This is a genomic window from Atlantibacter subterraneus, assembly GCF_007570865.1.
Classification (GTDB): Bacteria; Pseudomonadota; Gammaproteobacteria; order Enterobacterales; family Enterobacteriaceae; genus Atlantibacter; species Atlantibacter subterraneus.
On record NZ_VLPS01000010.1, the window covers coordinates 34,691 to 51,713 of the forward strand.

The 17,023-nt window shown below is 57.5% G+C and carries 17 protein-coding genes and 1 other annotated feature; of the genes, 13 read left to right on the plus strand and 4 right to left on the minus strand.

Going from position 1 to position 17,023, the window contains the following annotated elements; all coding sequences use genetic code 11:
• The first annotated feature begins 24 nt into the window (after positions 1–24).
• The 4 genes from FND52_RS19375 to glnB all read left to right on the plus strand — a co-directional run bounded on the left by FND52_RS19375 (position 25) and on the right by glnB (position 3,974).
• Complete coding sequence (locus FND52_RS19375) at positions 25–1,461, plus strand: sensor histidine kinase (RefSeq protein WP_144132715.1); 1,437 nt, start codon at positions 25–27, stop codon at positions 1,459–1,461.
• Positions 1,458–2,207: a two-component system QseEF-associated lipoprotein QseG gene (gene qseG / locus FND52_RS19380; RefSeq protein WP_144132717.1), complete on the plus strand. Its 750-nt coding sequence runs from the start codon at positions 1,458–1,460 to the stop codon at positions 2,205–2,207. The genes FND52_RS19375 and qseG overlap by 4 nt, the downstream gene beginning before the upstream one ends.
• Entirely contained in the window at positions 2,204–3,541 is a 1,338-nt protein-coding gene (gene glrR, locus FND52_RS19385) for a two-component system response regulator GlrR (protein WP_125293948.1), read from the plus strand. Before qseG ends, glrR begins: the two co-directional genes overlap by 4 nt.
• A 94-nt stretch (positions 3,542–3,635) precedes the next feature.
• Positions 3,636–3,974 (plus strand): nitrogen regulatory protein P-II, encoded by a 339-nt coding sequence (gene glnB, locus FND52_RS19390; protein WP_002438074.1) that lies wholly within the window; start codon positions 3,636–3,638, stop codon positions 3,972–3,974.
• Positions 3,975–4,016: 42 nt separating this feature from the next.
• On the opposite strand, the gene rsmS is transcribed toward glnB, so the two are convergent.
• Together rsmS and priC are read right to left on the minus strand one after the other, a co-directional pair.
• Complete coding sequence (gene rsmS / locus FND52_RS19395) at positions 4,017–4,175, minus strand: pleiotropic regulatory protein RsmS (protein WP_125293947.1); 159 nt, start codon at positions 4,173–4,175, stop codon at positions 4,017–4,019.
• 16 nt (positions 4,176–4,191) lie between these two features.
• Complete coding sequence (priC, locus tag FND52_RS19400; RefSeq protein ID WP_144132719.1) at positions 4,192–4,719, minus strand: primosomal replication protein PriC; 528 nt, start codon at positions 4,717–4,719, stop codon at positions 4,192–4,194.
• Between the two features lie 65 nt (positions 4,720–4,784).
• Here priC and FND52_RS19405 point away from each other — a divergent pair, with 65 nt between their 5' ends.
• The 8 genes from FND52_RS19405 to hemH all read left to right on the plus strand — a co-directional run bounded on the left by FND52_RS19405 (position 4,785) and on the right by hemH (position 12,809).
• The gene (locus tag FND52_RS19405) at positions 4,785–5,162 is read left to right on the plus strand and encodes a DUF454 family protein (protein ID WP_125293945.1); all 378 of its coding nucleotides are present in this window, start codon (positions 4,785–4,787) and stop codon (positions 5,160–5,162) included.
• A gap of 152 nt (positions 5,163–5,314) precedes the next feature.
• The gene (gene apt, locus FND52_RS19410) at positions 5,315–5,866 is read left to right on the plus strand and encodes an adenine phosphoribosyltransferase (RefSeq protein WP_125293944.1); all 552 of its coding nucleotides are present in this window, start codon (positions 5,315–5,317) and stop codon (positions 5,864–5,866) included.
• Between the two features lie 90 nt (positions 5,867–5,956).
• Positions 5,957–7,882: a DNA polymerase III subunit gamma/tau gene (gene dnaX, locus FND52_RS19415; RefSeq protein WP_144132721.1), complete on the plus strand. Its 1,926-nt coding sequence runs from the start codon at positions 5,957–5,959 to the stop codon at positions 7,880–7,882.
• Positions 7,215–7,279: a sequence feature (DnaX frameshifting element), on the plus strand. It overlaps the preceding gene by 65 nt.
• 82 nt (positions 7,883–7,964) lie before the next feature.
• Positions 7,965–8,294 (plus strand): YbaB/EbfC family nucleoid-associated protein, encoded by a 330-nt coding sequence (locus FND52_RS19420; RefSeq protein WP_125293942.1) that lies wholly within the window; start codon positions 7,965–7,967, stop codon positions 8,292–8,294.
• Positions 8,294–8,899 carry a recombination mediator RecR gene (recR, locus tag FND52_RS19425; RefSeq protein WP_125293941.1) on the plus strand — a complete coding sequence of 202 codons (606 nt, stop codon included), beginning with the start codon at positions 8,294–8,296 and terminating at the stop codon, positions 8,897–8,899. The genes FND52_RS19420 and recR overlap by 1 nt, the downstream gene beginning before the upstream one ends.
• Positions 8,900–9,009: 110 nt before the next feature.
• Positions 9,010–10,884 carry a molecular chaperone HtpG gene (gene htpG / locus FND52_RS19430; protein ID WP_144132723.1) on the plus strand — a complete coding sequence of 625 codons (1,875 nt, stop codon included), beginning with the start codon at positions 9,010–9,012 and terminating at the stop codon, positions 10,882–10,884.
• Positions 10,885–11,071: 187 nt separating this feature from the next.
• Positions 11,072–11,716: an adenylate kinase gene (gene adk, locus FND52_RS19435; protein ID WP_125293939.1), complete on the plus strand. Its 645-nt coding sequence runs from the start codon at positions 11,072–11,074 to the stop codon at positions 11,714–11,716.
• 130 nt (positions 11,717–11,846) lie between these two features.
• The gene (gene hemH, locus FND52_RS19440) at positions 11,847–12,809 is read left to right on the plus strand and encodes a ferrochelatase (RefSeq protein WP_144132725.1); all 963 of its coding nucleotides are present in this window, start codon (positions 11,847–11,849) and stop codon (positions 12,807–12,809) included.
• Here the strand turns inward: hemH and aes are convergent.
• Positions 12,800–13,771, minus strand: a complete 972-nt coding sequence (gene aes, locus FND52_RS19445; RefSeq protein WP_144132727.1) for an acetyl esterase — start codon at positions 13,769–13,771, stop codon at positions 12,800–12,802. The two genes, hemH and aes, sit on opposite strands and share 10 nt — an antisense overlap.
• Before the next feature lie 139 nt (positions 13,772–13,910).
• Here aes and FND52_RS19450 point away from each other — a divergent pair, with 139 nt between their 5' ends.
• The gene (locus tag FND52_RS19450; protein ID WP_125293937.1) at positions 13,911–15,218 is read left to right on the plus strand and encodes an inosine/guanosine kinase; all 1,308 of its coding nucleotides are present in this window, start codon (positions 13,911–13,913) and stop codon (positions 15,216–15,218) included.
• 73 nt (positions 15,219–15,291) lie between these two features.
• Here FND52_RS19450 and ybaL read toward each other — a convergent pair whose 3' ends face one another.
• Positions 15,292–16,968, minus strand: coding sequence for a YbaL family putative K(+) efflux transporter (gene ybaL, locus FND52_RS19455; RefSeq protein ID WP_144132729.1), 1,677 nt, complete (start codon positions 16,966–16,968; stop codon positions 15,292–15,294).
• Positions 16,969–17,023 lie beyond the last annotated feature (55 nt).

Sequence of the window (17,023 nt, forward strand, 5' to 3'; positions counted from 1 at the left end):
TCACTTCACGATACGAGAATCCTGGTGAAACGCTGGTCCCTTTTTCCCCGCTCGCTGCGTCAACTGGTCGTTATGGCCTTTTTACTGATCTTGCTGCCCTTGCTGGTGCTGGCCTGGCAGGCCTGGCAGAGCCTGAACGATCTCAGTGAACAGGCGGCGCGCACCAACCGTACCACTCTGATAGACGCGCGGCGCAGCGAAGCCATGACCAACGCTGCGCTGGAAATGGAGCGCAGCTATCGCCAGTATTGCGTGCTGGATGACGCCACCCTCGAAAAGGTCTATCAGGTTCAACGCCAGCGTTACGCGCAGATGCTCGAATCCCATGCATTGGTCCTGCCGGACAAAAGCCTTTATCAGCGGTTAAAAACCAATCTTGATGCGCTGGCGCAGCTGCAATGCAAAAACAGCGGCCTCGCCGATGCCGCTGACGATAATCTGGAAGCCTTCGCCAAAGCCAATACCGAACTGGTGCAAACCACCCGCAGCGTGGTGTTTTCCCGTGGGCAGCAGTTGCAGCAGGACATCGCTTCGCGTGGGCAATTTTTTGGCTGGCAGGCGATGATCCTGTTTTTGGTGAGCCTCGGTCTGGTGATGCTGTTTACCCGCATGATCATCGGCCCGGTTAAGGGCATTGAGCGAATGATTAACCGGCTGGGGGAAGGGGAATCGTTGGGCAATACGGCGATGTTCAAAGGCCCGCGCGAACTGCGTTCCGTAGGGCAGCGGGTGGTCTGGCTGAGCGAGCGCCTTTCCTGGCTTGAATCCCAGCGCCATCAGTTTTTACGCCACATCTCCCACGAACTGAAAACACCGCTCGCCAGCCTGCGTGAAGGCACCGATCTGTTGGCCGATCAGGTTGTAGGGCCGCTAACGCCAGAACAGCAGGAGGTGGTGCAGATCCTCGACGCCAGCAGCCGTAATCTGCAAAAACTGATCGAACAACTGCTTGATTACAACCGCAAACTGGCGGATGGCGTCATTGAACTGGAGAACGTTGAGCTGGAGCCCTTAATCGATATGGTTATCTCCGCCCACAGCCTCCCGGCCCGGGCAAAAATGATGCGTACCGATCTGGCACTGGAAGCCGCCGCCTGCCAGGCTGAACCTATGTTATTGATGAGCGTAATAGATAATCTCTATTCCAATGCGGTGCACTATGGGAGCGAATCCGGTAACATTTATCTTCGCAGCCGACAGGTCGGCAACCGGGTGCGGATTGATGTGGCCAACAGCGGCACGCCGATCCCCGCCGCTGAACGCGACATGATTTTTGAGCCATTCTTTCAGGGAAGCCATCAACGAAAAGGGGCGGTTAAAGGCAGTGGCCTGGGGCTGAGCATCGCCCAGGATTGTATTCGACGGATGCATGGAGAACTTCATCTGGTGGACGATAAGACCGCCGATGTCTGTTTCCGCATTGAATTGCCTGTCTGTGACCCGGAAAAATCGTCATCATGAATTTATTTTTTAGCAGCCTATGGCGGCGCGCGGCGTCGTCTTTGAATCCCGTTTTATTGCGGCCTGTGGCAGGCAGCACGCTGGCTGTTCTGCTGCTCAGCGGCTGCGTCCCGGACGCGATCCACAGCAAAATAGACAAACATCAGCATACCTACCCTGAACGCCAGGTGGCGGATTTCCTCTCTACAGATTGTCAGGAGATCTGGTCGCTGTCAGGACGTGACAGCGACAGCAATCCGCTGTACTGGCTGCGTGGAATAGACTGCGCGGAGCGTCTCGCTCCTGCCGACGCGCGCGCCGAAGCGCGGGCTTTACAGGACGATACCTGGCAGGCCACGTTCAAGCGCGGCATTCTGCTTTCCAGCGCCAAAATATCGCCTGGTGAACGCCGTCGTTATGTCACCCGTTTAGATGAACTCTCGGCAGATATCCCTGCGCAAATCCGTCCGCTGTATCAGGTGTGGCGAGACAACCAGGCTGCACAGTTGCAGCTGGCTGAAGAGCGCAGTCGCTACGCCAAACTGCAGCAAACCAGTGATAGCGAACTGGATACCCTGCGCGAACAGCAGCAGCACCTGCACAGCCAGCTGGCGCTGGTTACCCGGAAGCTGGAAAATCTGACCGATATCGAACGCCGGCTCTCTTCACGCAAAACGTCGGGTGGCGAACTGCCTGACGCCACGCATCCGGCGGCTGCACCAGATGATAAGGACCCCCCCGCCGATACGCAGGAGGCAAAACCATGACGCAACATAAACCGGCGCGCTTACTGCTGGTGGATGACGATCCCGGCCTGCTCAAGCTGTTAGGTTTACGCCTGACCAGCGAGGGCTACAGCGTGCAAACCGCCGAAAGCGGCGCGGAAGGCTTAAAAGTGCTGGGCCGTGAGCAGATCGATCTGGTGATCAGCGATTTGCGCATGGATGAGATGGACGGCATGGCGCTGTTCAGCGAGATCCAGAAAGTGCAGCCCGGTTTACCGGTGATCATCCTTACCGCTCACGGCTCGATCCCCGATGCGGTGGCGGCGACTCAGCAGGGCGTGTTCAGCTTCCTCACCAAACCGGTGGATAAAGACGCGCTGTATCAGGCCATTGACGACGCGCTGGCGCACAAGAGCGTCGGCGGTGATGACGAATGGCAAAACACCATTGTTACCCGCAGCCCCATTATGCTGCGCCTGCTGGAACAGGCGCGGATGGTGGCGCAATCTGACGTCAGCGTGCTGATCAACGGCCAGAGCGGGACGGGTAAAGAGGTGCTGGCACAAGCCATCCACAACGCCAGCCCGCGGGCCAAAAAAGCCTTTATCGCCATTAACTGCGGCGCGCTGCCGGAGCAACTGCTGGAGTCGGAACTGTTCGGCCATGCGCGCGGCGCGTTTACCGGCGCGGTGAGCAGCCGGGAGGGCCTGTTCCAGGCGGCGGAAGGCGGTACGCTATTTCTTGATGAGATTGGCGATATGCCGATCCCGTTGCAGGTCAAGCTGTTACGCGTATTGCAGGAGCGCAAGGTGCGCCCGCTCGGCAGCAACCGCGACATTGATATTGATGTGCGCATTATCTCCGCCACCCACCGGGATCTCCCCAAAGCGATGGCGCGCGGCGAATTCCGCGAGGATCTGTATTACCGCCTGAACGTGGTGAGCCTGAAAATCCCCGCGCTCAACGAACGGGCGGAAGATATTCCGCTGCTGGCAAACCATCTGCTGCGCCAGGCGGCGGATCGCCATAAACCTTTCGTGCGGCGCTTTTCCACCGAAGCCATGAAATACCTGATGGCGGCAAGCTGGCCCGGCAACGTGCGCCAACTAGTGAACGTGATTGAGCAGTGCGTGGCGCTGACCTCCGCGCCGGTGATCAGCGAAGCGCTGGTTGGCCAGGCGCTGGAAGGGGAGAACTCGGTGCTGCCGACCTTTGTCGAGGCGCGTAACCAGTTTGAACTCAACTACCTGCGCAAGATTTTGCAGATCACCAAAGGCAATGTGACCCACGCCGCGCGAATGGCCGGGCGCAACCGCACCGAGTTCTACAAACTGCTTGCCCGCCATGAACTCGATGCAAATGATTTTAAAGAGTAGTTTTGCTGCCAAACCGGCCTCAACATATGGTACGGTGAGCAACCGATTACGCGTAGATAACTGTGCCTCAGGCGAGATGAGTTAAGGGTTCACCATGAAAAAGATCGATGCAATTATTAAACCTTTCAAACTGGATGATGTGCGCGAGGCGCTGGCTGAAGTCGGCATCACCGGGATGACCGTGACCGAAGTGAAAGGTTTTGGCCGCCAGAAAGGGCACACCGAGCTGTATCGCGGCGCGGAATATATGGTGGATTTCCTGCCGAAGGTGAAAATTGAAATCGTGGTCACCGACGATATCGTCGATACCTGCGTGGATACCATTATCCGCACCGCCCAGACCGGCAAAATCGGCGACGGCAAAATCTTCGTATTTGATGTGGCGCGCGTGGTGCGTATCCGCACCGGCGAAGAAGACGACGCGGCAATCTGATTCACCGGCCTCTCCTGCAACGTTACCGGCAGGAGAGGAGACTTACTCTGCTTTCTCCGCTTCCCGCTGCTTACGCAAAAAATCCTGCCGCACCATTTCCAGCGCGCTTAACGCCGTATCCGGCGCAATGTTGTGCGTTTCCAGCAGCATAATTAAATCCACCGCCAGTTTGACGTCATCGGGGGCGTTCTCAAGGGACACGGTTTTCTCCTGTGGGTTAACGCGTTTGCCGCGCCAGCGCGCGCTCAATGCCAGCCAGCGCATGGCGACAGCGCGCCAGACGGCCATCGAGCGCCTCAATCTCTTTATGTAATCGCTGCTGCGCCTGTAGCGTTTCGACGTTACGTAACTGGGCTTCGCGCTGCTGCTTCATCGCCAGCAGGCGGCGCTCATATTCCTGATGCTGCAACAATTGCGCGTGACGGCGGCCCGCAGGCAGATGGGCGCTGTCATAGTGGCGCAACGACCATGTCGCCCCTTCGCGAGCCAACGCCTCCATCTGGGCAACAAGATGCTCCGCCAGCCAGGCGACTTGTTCAGTTTTTTGTTCCCGAACGTGCAGGGTTAAGGCGTCCAGGTTGTGCCAGCACTCCTGCAAATAATCATTGATAAGCGTAGAGCGGGTCTGGAAAAGCTGCTGGTCAAAGCGCGCCGACAGCGTGCGGTGCTGCGCCAGCGGTTCAAGGGTTTGACAAAGTTGCTGTAACTGCGTTTGTAGCGATTGTAATAATCGGTCGGTTTTCATTCGCTCTCCGCTGTGTGTCGTGCGCGCTGTGCTACAGTAGCCGACGTGACTCTGTGGAAGCGACTATGCAACGACTTATTTTAATCATCATTGGCTGGATTGCGGTAGTGCTCGCGACGCTTGGCGTGGTGCTCCCTTTGCTTCCCACAACCCCTTTTTTACTGCTGGCGGCCTGGTGCTTTGCTCGTTCTTCGCCGCGTTTTCACCACTGGCTGCTGTACCGCTCCTGGTTCGGCGGCTATCTGCGCTACTGGCAGCAGCATAAAGCGATGCCGCGCGGCGCTAAGCCCCGGGCGATTGCGTTTATTCTTGTTACATTTGCCGTGTCGCTATGGCTGGTAAAAATGTTCTGGGTGCGTATTTTGTTATTAACCATCCTCGGCTGCCTGCTGATCTTTATGTGGCGCATCCCGGTGATTGACGAAAAGCAACAAAACTCCTGAACCCGCATCTGAGTGGTTGCATTTCGATGGCTCAGCCAGTACATTCTGGCGTTTTCGGCAACAGACACGCCCTGGTTAACGCTTAAGCAAAACCGCGTTTGACCCCTTTGGCGTGCCTTGTGAGTCAACCCGTTTTAATCAGGCATGTAATTATGACCGCGACTGCACAGCAGCTTGAATTTCTTAAAGACAGTATTAAAAGCATCCAGGATTACCCGAAGCCGGGCATCCTGTTTCGTGACGTTACCAGCCTGCTGGAAGACCCCAAAGCTTACGCGTTAAGTATCGAACTGCTGACCGAGCGCTACAAAGATGCCGGTATCACCAAAGTTGTCGGTACTGAAGCGCGTGGTTTTCTGTTCGGCGCGCCGGTCGCGCTGGCGCTGGGCGTCGGTTTTGTCCCGGTACGCAAGCCGCGTAAACTGCCGCGCGAAACCATCGCAGAAAGCTATGAGCTGGAATACGGCACCGATCAGCTGGAAATCCACGTTGATGCGATCAAGCCCGGCGATAAAGTACTGGTAGTTGACGACCTGCTGGCCACCGGCGGCACCATTGATGCCACCGTGAAGCTGATCCGCCGCCTCGGCGGTGAAGTGAAAGACGCCGCGTTTATCATCAACCTGTTTGACCTCGGCGGCGAGCAGCGCCTGCAACAGGCGGGCATCGACTGCTTCAGCCTGGTTCCGTTCCCCGGTCATTGATATTCGCCCCCCGACAGCCTCGCCGTACAGGTGGGGCTGTGTTAGCATTACCCCTCTCTATTCACCATCCAGGCATTTCAGAGCCAGCCCATGAGTTATCAGGTCTTAGCCCGTAAATGGCGCCCACAAACCTTTGCAGACGTTGTCGGCCAGGAACATGTACTGACCGCGCTGGCGAACGGATTATCCCTCGGGCGTATCCACCACGCGTACTTGTTTTCCGGCACGCGCGGCGTCGGGAAAACCTCGATTGCCCGTCTGTTAGCCAAAGGGTTGAACTGCGAAACCGGCATTACGGCGACCCCGTGCGGCGTGTGCGATAACTGCCGCGAAATCGAGCAGGGGCGTTTTGTCGATTTAATCGAAATTGACGCCGCGTCGCGTACCAAGGTGGAAGACACCCGCGATCTGCTGGATAACGTGCAGTACGCGCCCGCGCGTGGCCGCTTCAAAGTTTATCTGATTGACGAAGTGCACATGCTCTCGCGCCACAGCTTCAACGCGCTGTTAAAGACGCTGGAAGAGCCGCCCGCGCACGTTAAATTCCTGCTGGCGACCACCGATCCGCAAAAGCTGCCGGTGACCATCCTGTCGCGCTGCCTGCAATTCCATCTCAAAGCGCTGGACGTTGAGCAGATCCGCGATCAGCTGGAACATATTCTCACCCAGGAAAAAATCGACCACGAATCCCGCGCCCTGCAACTGCTGGCGCGCGCGGCGGAAGGTAGCCTGCGCGACGCGTTAAGCCTGACCGACCAGGCCATCGCCAGCGGCGACGGGCAGGTCAGCACCGCGGCGGTGAGCGCCATGCTGGGTACGCTCGACGACGCCCAGGCGCTGGCGCTGATTGAAGCGTTGGCCCGCGCCGAAGGCGAAACCGTAATGCGCCTGATTAACGAGGCGCACTCGCGCGGCGTCGAGTGGGAAGCGCTGTTGGTGGAAATGCTCAGCCTGCTGCATCGCATCGCGATGGTCCAGCTTTCTCCCGCCGCTATCGGCAGCGATATGGCAAATATCGAACAGCGCCTGCGTGAGCTGGCGCGTACGCTGTCGCCAGCGGACGTGCAGCTCTACTACCAAACGCTGCTGATTGGCCGCAAAGAGCTGCCCTGGGCACCGGACCGCCGGATGGGCGTTGAGATGACGCTGCTGCGCGCGCTGGCATTTCATCCCCGCGCGCCGATAGCGGAGCCGCAACCGGTACAGACCGCGATCCCGGCGGTGGCGGCACAGCCTGTCGCCCGCGTGGAAGCACCGTCTCCGGTCGCACCGCAGCCGCCCGCATCGAACGTCCCGCTGCCCGACGCTACCAGCCATCTGCTGGAAGCCCGCAGCCGTTTGCAGAAAGCCCAGGAGGGCAGCAAAGCAAAAAAGAGTGAACCGGCAGCGCCAGGTACCGCGCGGCCGGTGAATAACTCCGCGCTCGAACGACTGGCATCGGTCACCGAACGGGTAAAAGCTAAACCGGCGAAAGCCCCGCAGGAGAGCGCGCCGGCCAAGCCGGAAGCCTACCGCTGGAAGGCGCAAAACGTGGTGGAAGTCACGCCGGAACCGGTCGCCACGCCGAAGGCGCTGAAAAAAGCGCTTGAGCACGAGAAAACCCCCGAGCTGGCCGCGAAGCTGGCCCAGGAATCTCTGGAGCGCGATGAGTGGGCGCGTGATGTAAGCTTATTAAAACTGCCGAAGCTGGTAGAGCAGGTGGCGCTGAACGCCTGGAAAGAGCAGGACGGGCCGAAAATTTGCCTGCACCTGCGCACCACCCAGCGTCATTTAAATTCGCCGGCGGCGCGGCAGACCATCAGCGAGGCGATGAGCCAGCTGTACGGTATGCCGATTGAACTGACTATCATTGAAGATGATAATCTCGCCCAGCGTACGCCGCTTGAGTGGCGTCAGGCGATTTATGAAGAGAAGCTGGCGCAGGCGCGCGAGTCGATCATCGCGGATGCCAACATCCAGACTCTGCGTCGTTTCTTCGATGCCGATCTGGATGAAGAGAGCATTCGCCCCCTTTGACGGGCAGGCCTTCTGCCTGTTGTAAACCCGGTATCGCTGAGCGGATAACGCCCGGCGAGCCCCTAAGTAAAGAGAGATGCATATGTTTGGAAAAGGCGGTCTGGGTAATCTGATGAAGCAAGCCCAGCAGATGCAGGAAAAAATGGCGCAGATGCAGGAAGAGATCGCGCAGCTGGAAGTGACCGGCGAATCCGGCGCGGGCCTGGTGAAAGTGACCATCAACGGCGCGCACAACTGCCGTCGCGTGGAAATCGATCCGAGCCTGCTGGAAGACGACAAAGACATGCTGGAAGATCTGGTTGCCGCTGCGTTCAACGATGCCGCGCGTCGTATCGAAGAAACCCAGAAAGAGAAAATGGCTTCTGTGTCTTCCGGTATGCAGCTGCCGCCAGGCTTTAAGATGCCGTTCTGATGCAAACCAGTCCTCTGCTGACCCAACTGATGGAAGCGCTGCGCTGCCTGCCGGGCGTAGGCCCGAAATCGGCGCAGCGTATGGCCTTCACGCTGTTACAGCGCGATCGCAGCGGCGGCATGCGTCTGGCGCAGGCGTTGACTCGCGCCATGTCGGAAATCGGCCACTGCGCCGACTGCCGCACCTTCACCGAGCAGGAGATCTGCCATATTTGCGCCAACCCGCGCCGTCGGGAAAATGGCCAAATCTGCGTAGTGGAAAGCCCGGCGGATATCTATGCGATTGAGCAGACCGGGCAGTTTTCCGGCCGCTACTTTGTGCTGATGGGCCATCTCTCTCCGCTGGACGGAATTGGCCCGCAGGACATCGGTCTGGATCGCCTTGAGCAGCGTCTGGAAACGGAATCGCTGAAAGAGGTGATCCTCGCCACCAACCCCACGGTGGAAGGCGAAGCCACGGCCAACTACATCGCGGAACTGTGCGGGCAGTACGGCGTTGACGCCAGCCGCATCGCCCACGGCGTGCCGGTCGGCGGCGAACTGGAAATGGTGGATGGCACCACGCTGTCTCACTCGCTGGTGGGCCGCCATAAGATTGTTTTTTAATCATTCGGAGCGTGTCTTCACACGCTCCGCTTGAAATTCCCTTCCGCTATCCCCATTTCTCCCTCAACGTTTTACCACCCCATTAAATGGCATTGTTGAGGTCGACTTAAATGAAAGGACAAGAAACCCGTGGTTTCCAGTCAGAAGTAAAACAGCTTCTGCACCTGATGATCCATTCCCTGTATTCCAACAAAGAAATTTTCCTGCGCGAGCTGATTTCCAACGCCTCCGATGCGGCAGACAAGCTGCGTTTCCGCGCGCTGTCTAACCCGGATCTGTACGCGGGGGACGGCGATCTGCGCGTGCGCGTTTCTTTTGACAAAGCCAATCGCACCCTGACTATTGCCGATAACGGCATCGGGATGACCCGCGATGAGGTGATCGATCACCTGGGTACCATCGCCAAATCCGGCACCAAAGCGTTCCTGGAAAGCATGGGCTCCGATCAGGCGAAAGACAGCCAGCTGATCGGCCAGTTCGGCGTGGGCTTCTACTCCGCGTTTATCGTGGCGGATAAAGTTACCGTGCGCACCCGCGCCGCAGGCGTTAGCGCTGAAGAGGGCGTGTTCTGGGAATCGGCGGGCGAAGGCGAATACACCGTTGCAGACATCAATAAAGCCGATCGCGGCACCGAAATCACCCTGCACCTGCGCGAAGGCGAGGACGAGTTCCTCGACGACTGGCGCGTGCGCTCGATCATCAGTAAGTACTCCGATCATATCGCGCTGCCGGTTGAAATCGAAAAGCACGAAGAGAAAGACGGCGAAACCATCGTCAGCTTCGAGAAAATCAACAAAGCGCAGGCGCTGTGGACCCGCAGCAAATCTGAAATCAGCGATGACGAGTACAAAGAGTTCTACAAACATATCGCCCATGACTTCACCGATCCGCTGATCTGGAGTCATAACCGCGTGGAAGGTAAGCAGGAGTACACCAGCCTGCTGTATGTGCCGTCCCAGGCACCGTGGGATATGTGGAACCGCGATCATAAGCACGGCCTGAAACTCTACGTGCAGCGCGTGTTTATCATGGATGACGCCGAGCAGTTCATGCCGAACTACCTGCGCTTTATCCGCGGCCTGATCGACTCCAACGACCTGCCGCTGAACGTATCGCGTGAAATCCTGCAAGACAGCACCGTGACCCGCAACCTGCGTAACGCGCTGACCAAACGCGCCCTGCAGACCCTGGAAAAACTGGCCAAAGACGACGCGGAAAAATACCAGACTTTCTGGAAGCAGTTCGGCCTGGTGCTGAAAGAAGGCCCGGCGGAAGACAACGCCAACCAGGAAACCATCGCCAAACTGCTGCGCTTTGCCTCCACCCATACCGATTCTTCCGAGCAGACCGTGTCGCTGGAAGAGTACGTGGCGCGGATGAAAGAAGGCCAGGAGAAGATCTACTACATCACTGCCGACAGCTACGCTGCGGCGAAGAGCAGCCCGCATCTGGAGTTGCTGCGTAAGAAAGGCATTGAAGTGCTGCTGCTTTCCGATCGCATCGACGAGTGGATGATGAGCTACCTGACCGAATTCGACGGCAAAAAATTCCAGTCTATCGCCAAAGCGGACGAGTCGCTGGACAAGCTGGCGGATGAAGTGGACGAGCAGACCAAAGAAGCGGAAAAAGCCCTTGAGCCGTTCGTTGAGCGCGTGAAAACGCTGCTGGGCGACCGCGTGAAAGAGGTGCGCTTTACCCACCGTCTGACCGACACCCCGGCGATTGTGACCACCGACAACGACGAAATGAGCACCCAGATGGCGAAGCTGTTTGCCGCTGCGGGCCAGGCGGTGCCGGAAGTGAAGTACATCTTCGAACTGAACCCGGACCACGTGCTGGTGAAACGCACGGCGGATACTCAGGATGAAGCGCGCTTTAAAGAGTGGGTAGAATTGCTGCTCGATCAGGCGCTGCTGGCCGAACGCGGCACCCTGGAAGATCCAAACTTGTTTATTCGCCGCATGAACCAGCTTCTGGTTTCGTAACGCCGATTTTTCCCCCTCTCGTTACGTTGAGAGGGGGAAATTCCCGTCATTCTGTGTTTTATTGCGCCTCCTCAGATGCTTGAAAGCATTCACCAGCCCCACGTTTCTTGTCGTAGTACTGCCTTTAGTGGTATGGTTTTGGCCTCGCAACTTCCAGTAATAATCAAATCGTATGGGGAATTACGCAATGCGTATTATTCTGCTCGGCGCTCCGGGCGCAGGAAAAGGTACTCAGGCACAGTTCATCATGGAGAAATACGGCATTCCGCAAATCTCCACCGGTGACATGTTACGCGCCGCGGTAAAATCCGGCTCTGAGCTGGGCAAACAGGCTAAAGACATCATGGACGCCGGCAAACTGGTGACCGATGAGCTGGTGATTGCCCTGGTAAAAGAGCGCATTGCTCAGGAAGATTGCCGCAACGGTTTCCTGCTCGACGGTTTCCCGCGCACCATTCCGCAGGCTGACGCCATGAAAGAAGCGGGCATCAAAGTGGATTACGTGCTTGAGTTCGATGTACCGGATGAGCTGATTGTTGACCGTATCATTGGCCGCCGCGTACACGCTGCATCTGGCCGCGTTTACCACGTCAAATTCAATCCGCCGAAAGTGGAAGGTAAAGACGACGTGACCGGCGAAGAGCTGACCACCCGTAAAGACGATCAGGAAGAAACCGTGCGTAAGCGCCTGGTGGAATACCATCAGATGACCGCGCCGCTGATCGGCTATTACCAGCAGGAAGCGCAGGCGGGCAACACCCAGTACGCGAAAGTTGACGGCACCAAAGCGGTCAGCGAAGTTCGCGCAGAACTGGAAAAAATCCTCGGTTAATTCCTCGCCGCATCATCCAGAGCCAGCGCTTTTCTTTCCCGAAGAAGGGAGTTGGCTCTCATATCAATAGATTTATCCTGCCAGCTTTTCAGCTACAATTATCAGCCATTTAGTCAGGTAAGGGCGGGTAATGCGTTTCGATAAAACAGGTATTTTACTGGTCAATCTCGGTACTCCGGATGCCCCGACGGCCCCGGCGGTTAAACGCTATCTACGCCAGTTCTTAAGCGACAAACGCGTTGTAGACACTTCTCCGCTGCTGTGGTGGCCGCTGCTGCGCGGTGTGATCCTGCCGCTGCGTTCGCCCCGCGTCGCCAAACTCTATCAATCGATCTGGATGGAAGAGGGCTCGCCGCTGCTGGTGTATAGCCGCCGCCAACAGCAGGCGCTATCGGCTCGCTTGCCCGATATTCCGGTGGTGCTGGGCATGAGCTACGGCAGACCGTCGCTGGATAGCGCTGTGGCGGAACTGGTGGAAAACGGCGTTACCAATATCATCGTGCTGCCGCTTTATCCGCAATATTCCTGTTCCACGGTGGCTGCCGTATGGGATGAGCTGGCGCGTATCCTCACGCTTTATCGCCGCATTCCGGGCGTGAATTTCATTCGCGACTATGCCGATCATCCGGCGTACATCAACGCGCTGGCGGGCACCGTGCGGCAATCCTTCGCGCAACACGGGGAACCGGATTTGCTGCTGATGTCCTATCACGGCATCCCGCAGCGATACGCCGATGAGGGCGACGACTATCCGCAGCGCTGCCGCGATACCACCCGCGAGCTGGTAGGCGCGCTGGAAATCGCACCGGAAAAAACCATGATGACCTTTCAGTCGCGCTTTGGCCGCGAGCCGTGGTTAACGCCGTACACCGACGAAACCCTGAAAATGTTGCCGGAAAAAGGCATCAAACATATTCAGGTGATGTGCCCGGGCTTTGCGGCGGACTGCCTGGAAACGCTGGAGGAGATCGCCGAGCAGAACCGCGAAATTTTCCTGGAAGCGGGCGGCGAGAAATATGAGTACATTCCGGCGCTGAACGACGATGCGGCACATATCGAAATGATGGTGCAACTGATCTCGCGCTATCGCTGATCGAGTTGCGTCAGCAGATACCGCGCCCCATCACGTAGCGCATCGTCAGCCGTTTTCATCATGCGCGAATAGTGCAGGAACGCATGTAACGTCCCCGGATACATTCGGTACTCACAAGGCTGACGGTGGGCCTGCAATGTGTGATACAGCGCCCGGCTATCATCAATCAGCGGGTCGTACTCCGCACTGGCGATAAAGCAAGGCGGTACGTCGCGAGCCAGATCGTTATTGAATATACAGTACCAGGGCGACTCCCGGTCCTGGTCAGTTCTCAGGTAAGCCTGCTCATAGGCGACCAAATCATTACGGGTTAATCCATCCCATTCCCCGCCATATAAACGTCGGCTGGCGGAATCCTGCAAGCCATAAAGGCCGTACCACAACAGCACGCTGGTTATCTTTCCATAACGAAGGCCGCGATCGCGTAGCCAGAGTGCGACAGATATCGCTAACAATGCCCCCGCTGAATCCCCGCCGAAGCTCATCTGAGACATATTGAGGGCGAACCGCTGGCCGTGACGATAAAAGAATTCGCAGACCGCGACGGTCTCCTCTATCGCCTGGGGATAATGTGCTTCCGGCGAGAGGGTATAGTCCACGCCAATCACCGCGCAGCGGGTGTAATGCGCCAGCAAACGCATGATCCGGTCATGCGTATCCAGATTGCCGAGTATAAATCCGCCGCCATGCAAGTAGATTAACGTGGCCGGGCTTTCGGGTTGTGGGTAATAAATGCGGGTATTCACAGAACCATAAGCGGTTGGCACAGATTGCGTCAGGGTATGCTGCATCGGCGGCGCATCCGCATTCCAGAATTGACGCTCCTGCTGATAATAGCGGCGCTGCACGGCGAGCGGCGAATCGCCAAGCCAGGGCGGCAAATCTGGCTGCTGATAAGCCACCACGGCGCGCATCTCATCGGAGATGCGTTCCAGAACCTGAATTTTGTTTTCCCGTTTCATGACATCCTCCTTGTGATTACGGGCTATTTTATGACCCGTGGGGTGGGAAACTGCGATCTGCGCCGTCACTATTGAACCTGCCCGGCAATGGCGGAGTGTGTTACCATTCTCCGCCTGATTAGCCACCGATCCACATCCCATGAAATTTCCCGGTAAACGTAAATCTAAACACTATTTTCCCGTCAGCCTGCGCGATCCGTTGCTGCTGCAACAGGCCCAGCCCGATAACGAAGCCAGCCCGTCATGGGTAGTGGGCATTGACCAGACGCTGGTGGATATCGAAGCGCGCGTCGATGATGCGTTTGTGGAACGTTATGGCTTAAGCCTTGGTCATTCGCTGGTGATTGAAGATGATGTAGCGGAAGCGCTTTATCAGGAACTGGTACGCGAAAACCTCATCACCCACCAGTTTGCCGGCGGCACCATCGGCAATACCATGCACAACTATTCGGTGCTGGCCGATGACCGTTCCGTGCTGCTGGGCGTGATGTGCAATAACATTACGCCGGGTAGCTACGCGTATCGCTATCTGTGCAACACGTCCAGCCGCACCGACCTGAACTATCTTCAGGGCGTGGACGGCGCAATTGGCCGCTGCTTTACGCTGATCAGCGAGCAGGGCGAACGTACTTTTGCCATCAGCCCTGGCCACATGAATCAACTGCGTCCGGAAAGCATTCCTGAAGCGGTGATCGCCGGGGCATCCGCGCTGGTACTGACCTCCTATCTGGTGCGCTGTAAGCCGGGCGAACCGATGCCGCAAGCCACCATGACCGCCATCGGTTACGCCAAAAAGCACAATGTGCCGGTGGTGTTGACCCTGGGCACCAAATACGTGATTGCCGATAACCCGCAATGGTGGCGTGACTTTCTGAAAGAGCACGTGTCGATTCTGGCGATGAACGAAGAAGAAGCGCTGGCGTTGACCGGGGAAAGCGATCCGCTGCTGGCGTCTAATAAGGCGCTGGACTGGGTCGATCTGGTGCTGTGTACTGCCGGACCGGTAGGCCTGTATATGGCCGGTTATACCGAGGAAGAGGCGAAGCGCAAAACCCAGCATCCCCTGCTGCCGGGGGCGATTGCCGAGTTCAACCAGTATGAGTTTAGCCGCGTGATGCGCTTGCAGGACTGCCAGCAGCCGCTGCGTATTTTCTCGCATATCGCGCCGTATATGGGCGGCCCGGAAAAAATCATGAACACCAATGGCGCAGGCGACGGCGCGCTGGCGGCATTGCTGCATGATATTACCGCCAATAACTACCATCGCAGCAACGTGCCGAACTCCAGCAAGCATAAATTTAACTGGCTGACCTACTCGTCGCTGGCCCAGGTGTGCAAATACGCCAACCGCGTGAGCTATCAGGTTTTAAACCAGCACTCCCCACGCCTGACGCGCGGCCTGCCGGAGCGTGAAGATAGCCTGGAAGAGGCATACTGGGAGCGGTAAGCGAGCGCCCAATAAAAAGGCGGGTCAGTGATGCTGACCCGCCTTTTTTATTGATGAAAGTGATTAACCGGAATTACCCCGTCACCGCCTCATCCAGCTGCGATTTACCCAACAGCGCCAGCATGGTGTTGGCGATTTCACGTTCGCCCATCACCACCTCATTAGCACCGCGTTCACTGATGTAGTCCACTTCATCATCGTAATGGGCGCGGGCGATAATCTCGATATCCGGGCATTTAGTGCGGGCGGTTGCCACGATCTCGCCCGCCTCGTAGCCGTTGGGAATGGTCAGCAGCAGCCAGCGTGCGCAGTCCAGATGCGCCAGGCTCAGGATCTCTTCGTTGGCGGCATTACCCAGAACAGCACGAATGCCGCGCGAGCGTAATTCATCTACCCGCGTGCGGGACGTTTCGACCACCACCAGCGGAATGCCTTGCTCCATCAGCTTCTCGCCCAGCAGGCTGCCGACGCGGCCATAGCCCACCAGCAGCGCATGGTTGCAAATATCCACCGGATGTTGCTGCTCTTCTTCCAGCGCCTCTTCAAGCGTCTGCTCTTCCAGGGTCTCGGTTTTATCGAGATATTTTTCAAGAATGGCGAACAGGATCGGGTTGAGCATAATCGACAGGATTGCCCCCGCCAGCACCAGATTCTGGCCCTCCTGCGGCAGCAGGTCGAGCGCCATGCCCAGGCCCGCCAGGATGAAAGCAAATTCGCCAATCTGCGCCAGGCTGGTAGAAATGGTTAATGCCGTGCGCTGCGAGTGACCAAACAACCGTACCAGGGCAAACGCCGCCAGTGATTTACCGAAGATAATGATGATAACCGTACCCAGCACCGCCAGCGGCTGCTGAATCAAAATCAGCGGGTCAAACAGCATGCCGACGGAAACAAAGAACAGCACCGCGAAGGCATCACGCAGCGGCAGCGTGTCGTGGGCGGCGCGATGGCTCAGTTCCGATTCGTTGAGCACCATCCCGGCGAAGAACGCGCCGAGGGCAAAGGAGACATCGAACAGTTCAACCGCACCAAAGGCAATGCCCAGCGCCAGCGCCAGCACCGACAGGGTAAACAGTTCGCGGGAACCGGTCGCCGCGCTGCGCGCCAGGATCCACGGTACGACGCGACGGCCTACCAGCATCATCAGGGCGATAAACGCCACCACTTTGCCGATGGTGATCCCCATATCCAGCGACAGAGAGGCCAGCCCGACGTTGCCTTTTTCCAGCATTCCTGCCACGGCGGGCAGCAACACCAGCGTCAATACCATCACCAAATCTTCGACAATCAGCCAGCCGATGGCGATTTGCCCGCGCTGGCTGTCGATTAACTGCCGTTCTTCAAGCGCCCGCAGCAGCACCACGGTACTGGCGGTGGAAAGACACAAACCAAACACGATGCCGGTCATAATTGACCAGCCAAGCGTCCAGGCAAGCCCCATCCCCAATAGCGTCGCCACCGCAATCTGCGCGATGGCGCCCGGGATGGCTATCGACTTTACCGCCATCAAATCCTTAATCGAGAAATGCAATCCCACGCCAAACATCAGCAGGATAACCCCAAGCTCCGCCAGCTCTGGCGCAAGTTTGGTGTCAGCCACAAAACCCGGCGTAAATGGCCCTGCTAAAACCCCAGCAAGCAAATATCCCACCAGCGGTGATATACGTAACCTGTTGGCCAGCATGCCCAGCAAAAAAGCGAGCACGAGGCCGCCGACAATGGTGGTGATAAGCGGGGTGGCGTGATGCATTCCGTCTCCTTTCGTATTCAGTGGCTCCCGACCTGGTTAAAACCAAGCCTCCTGT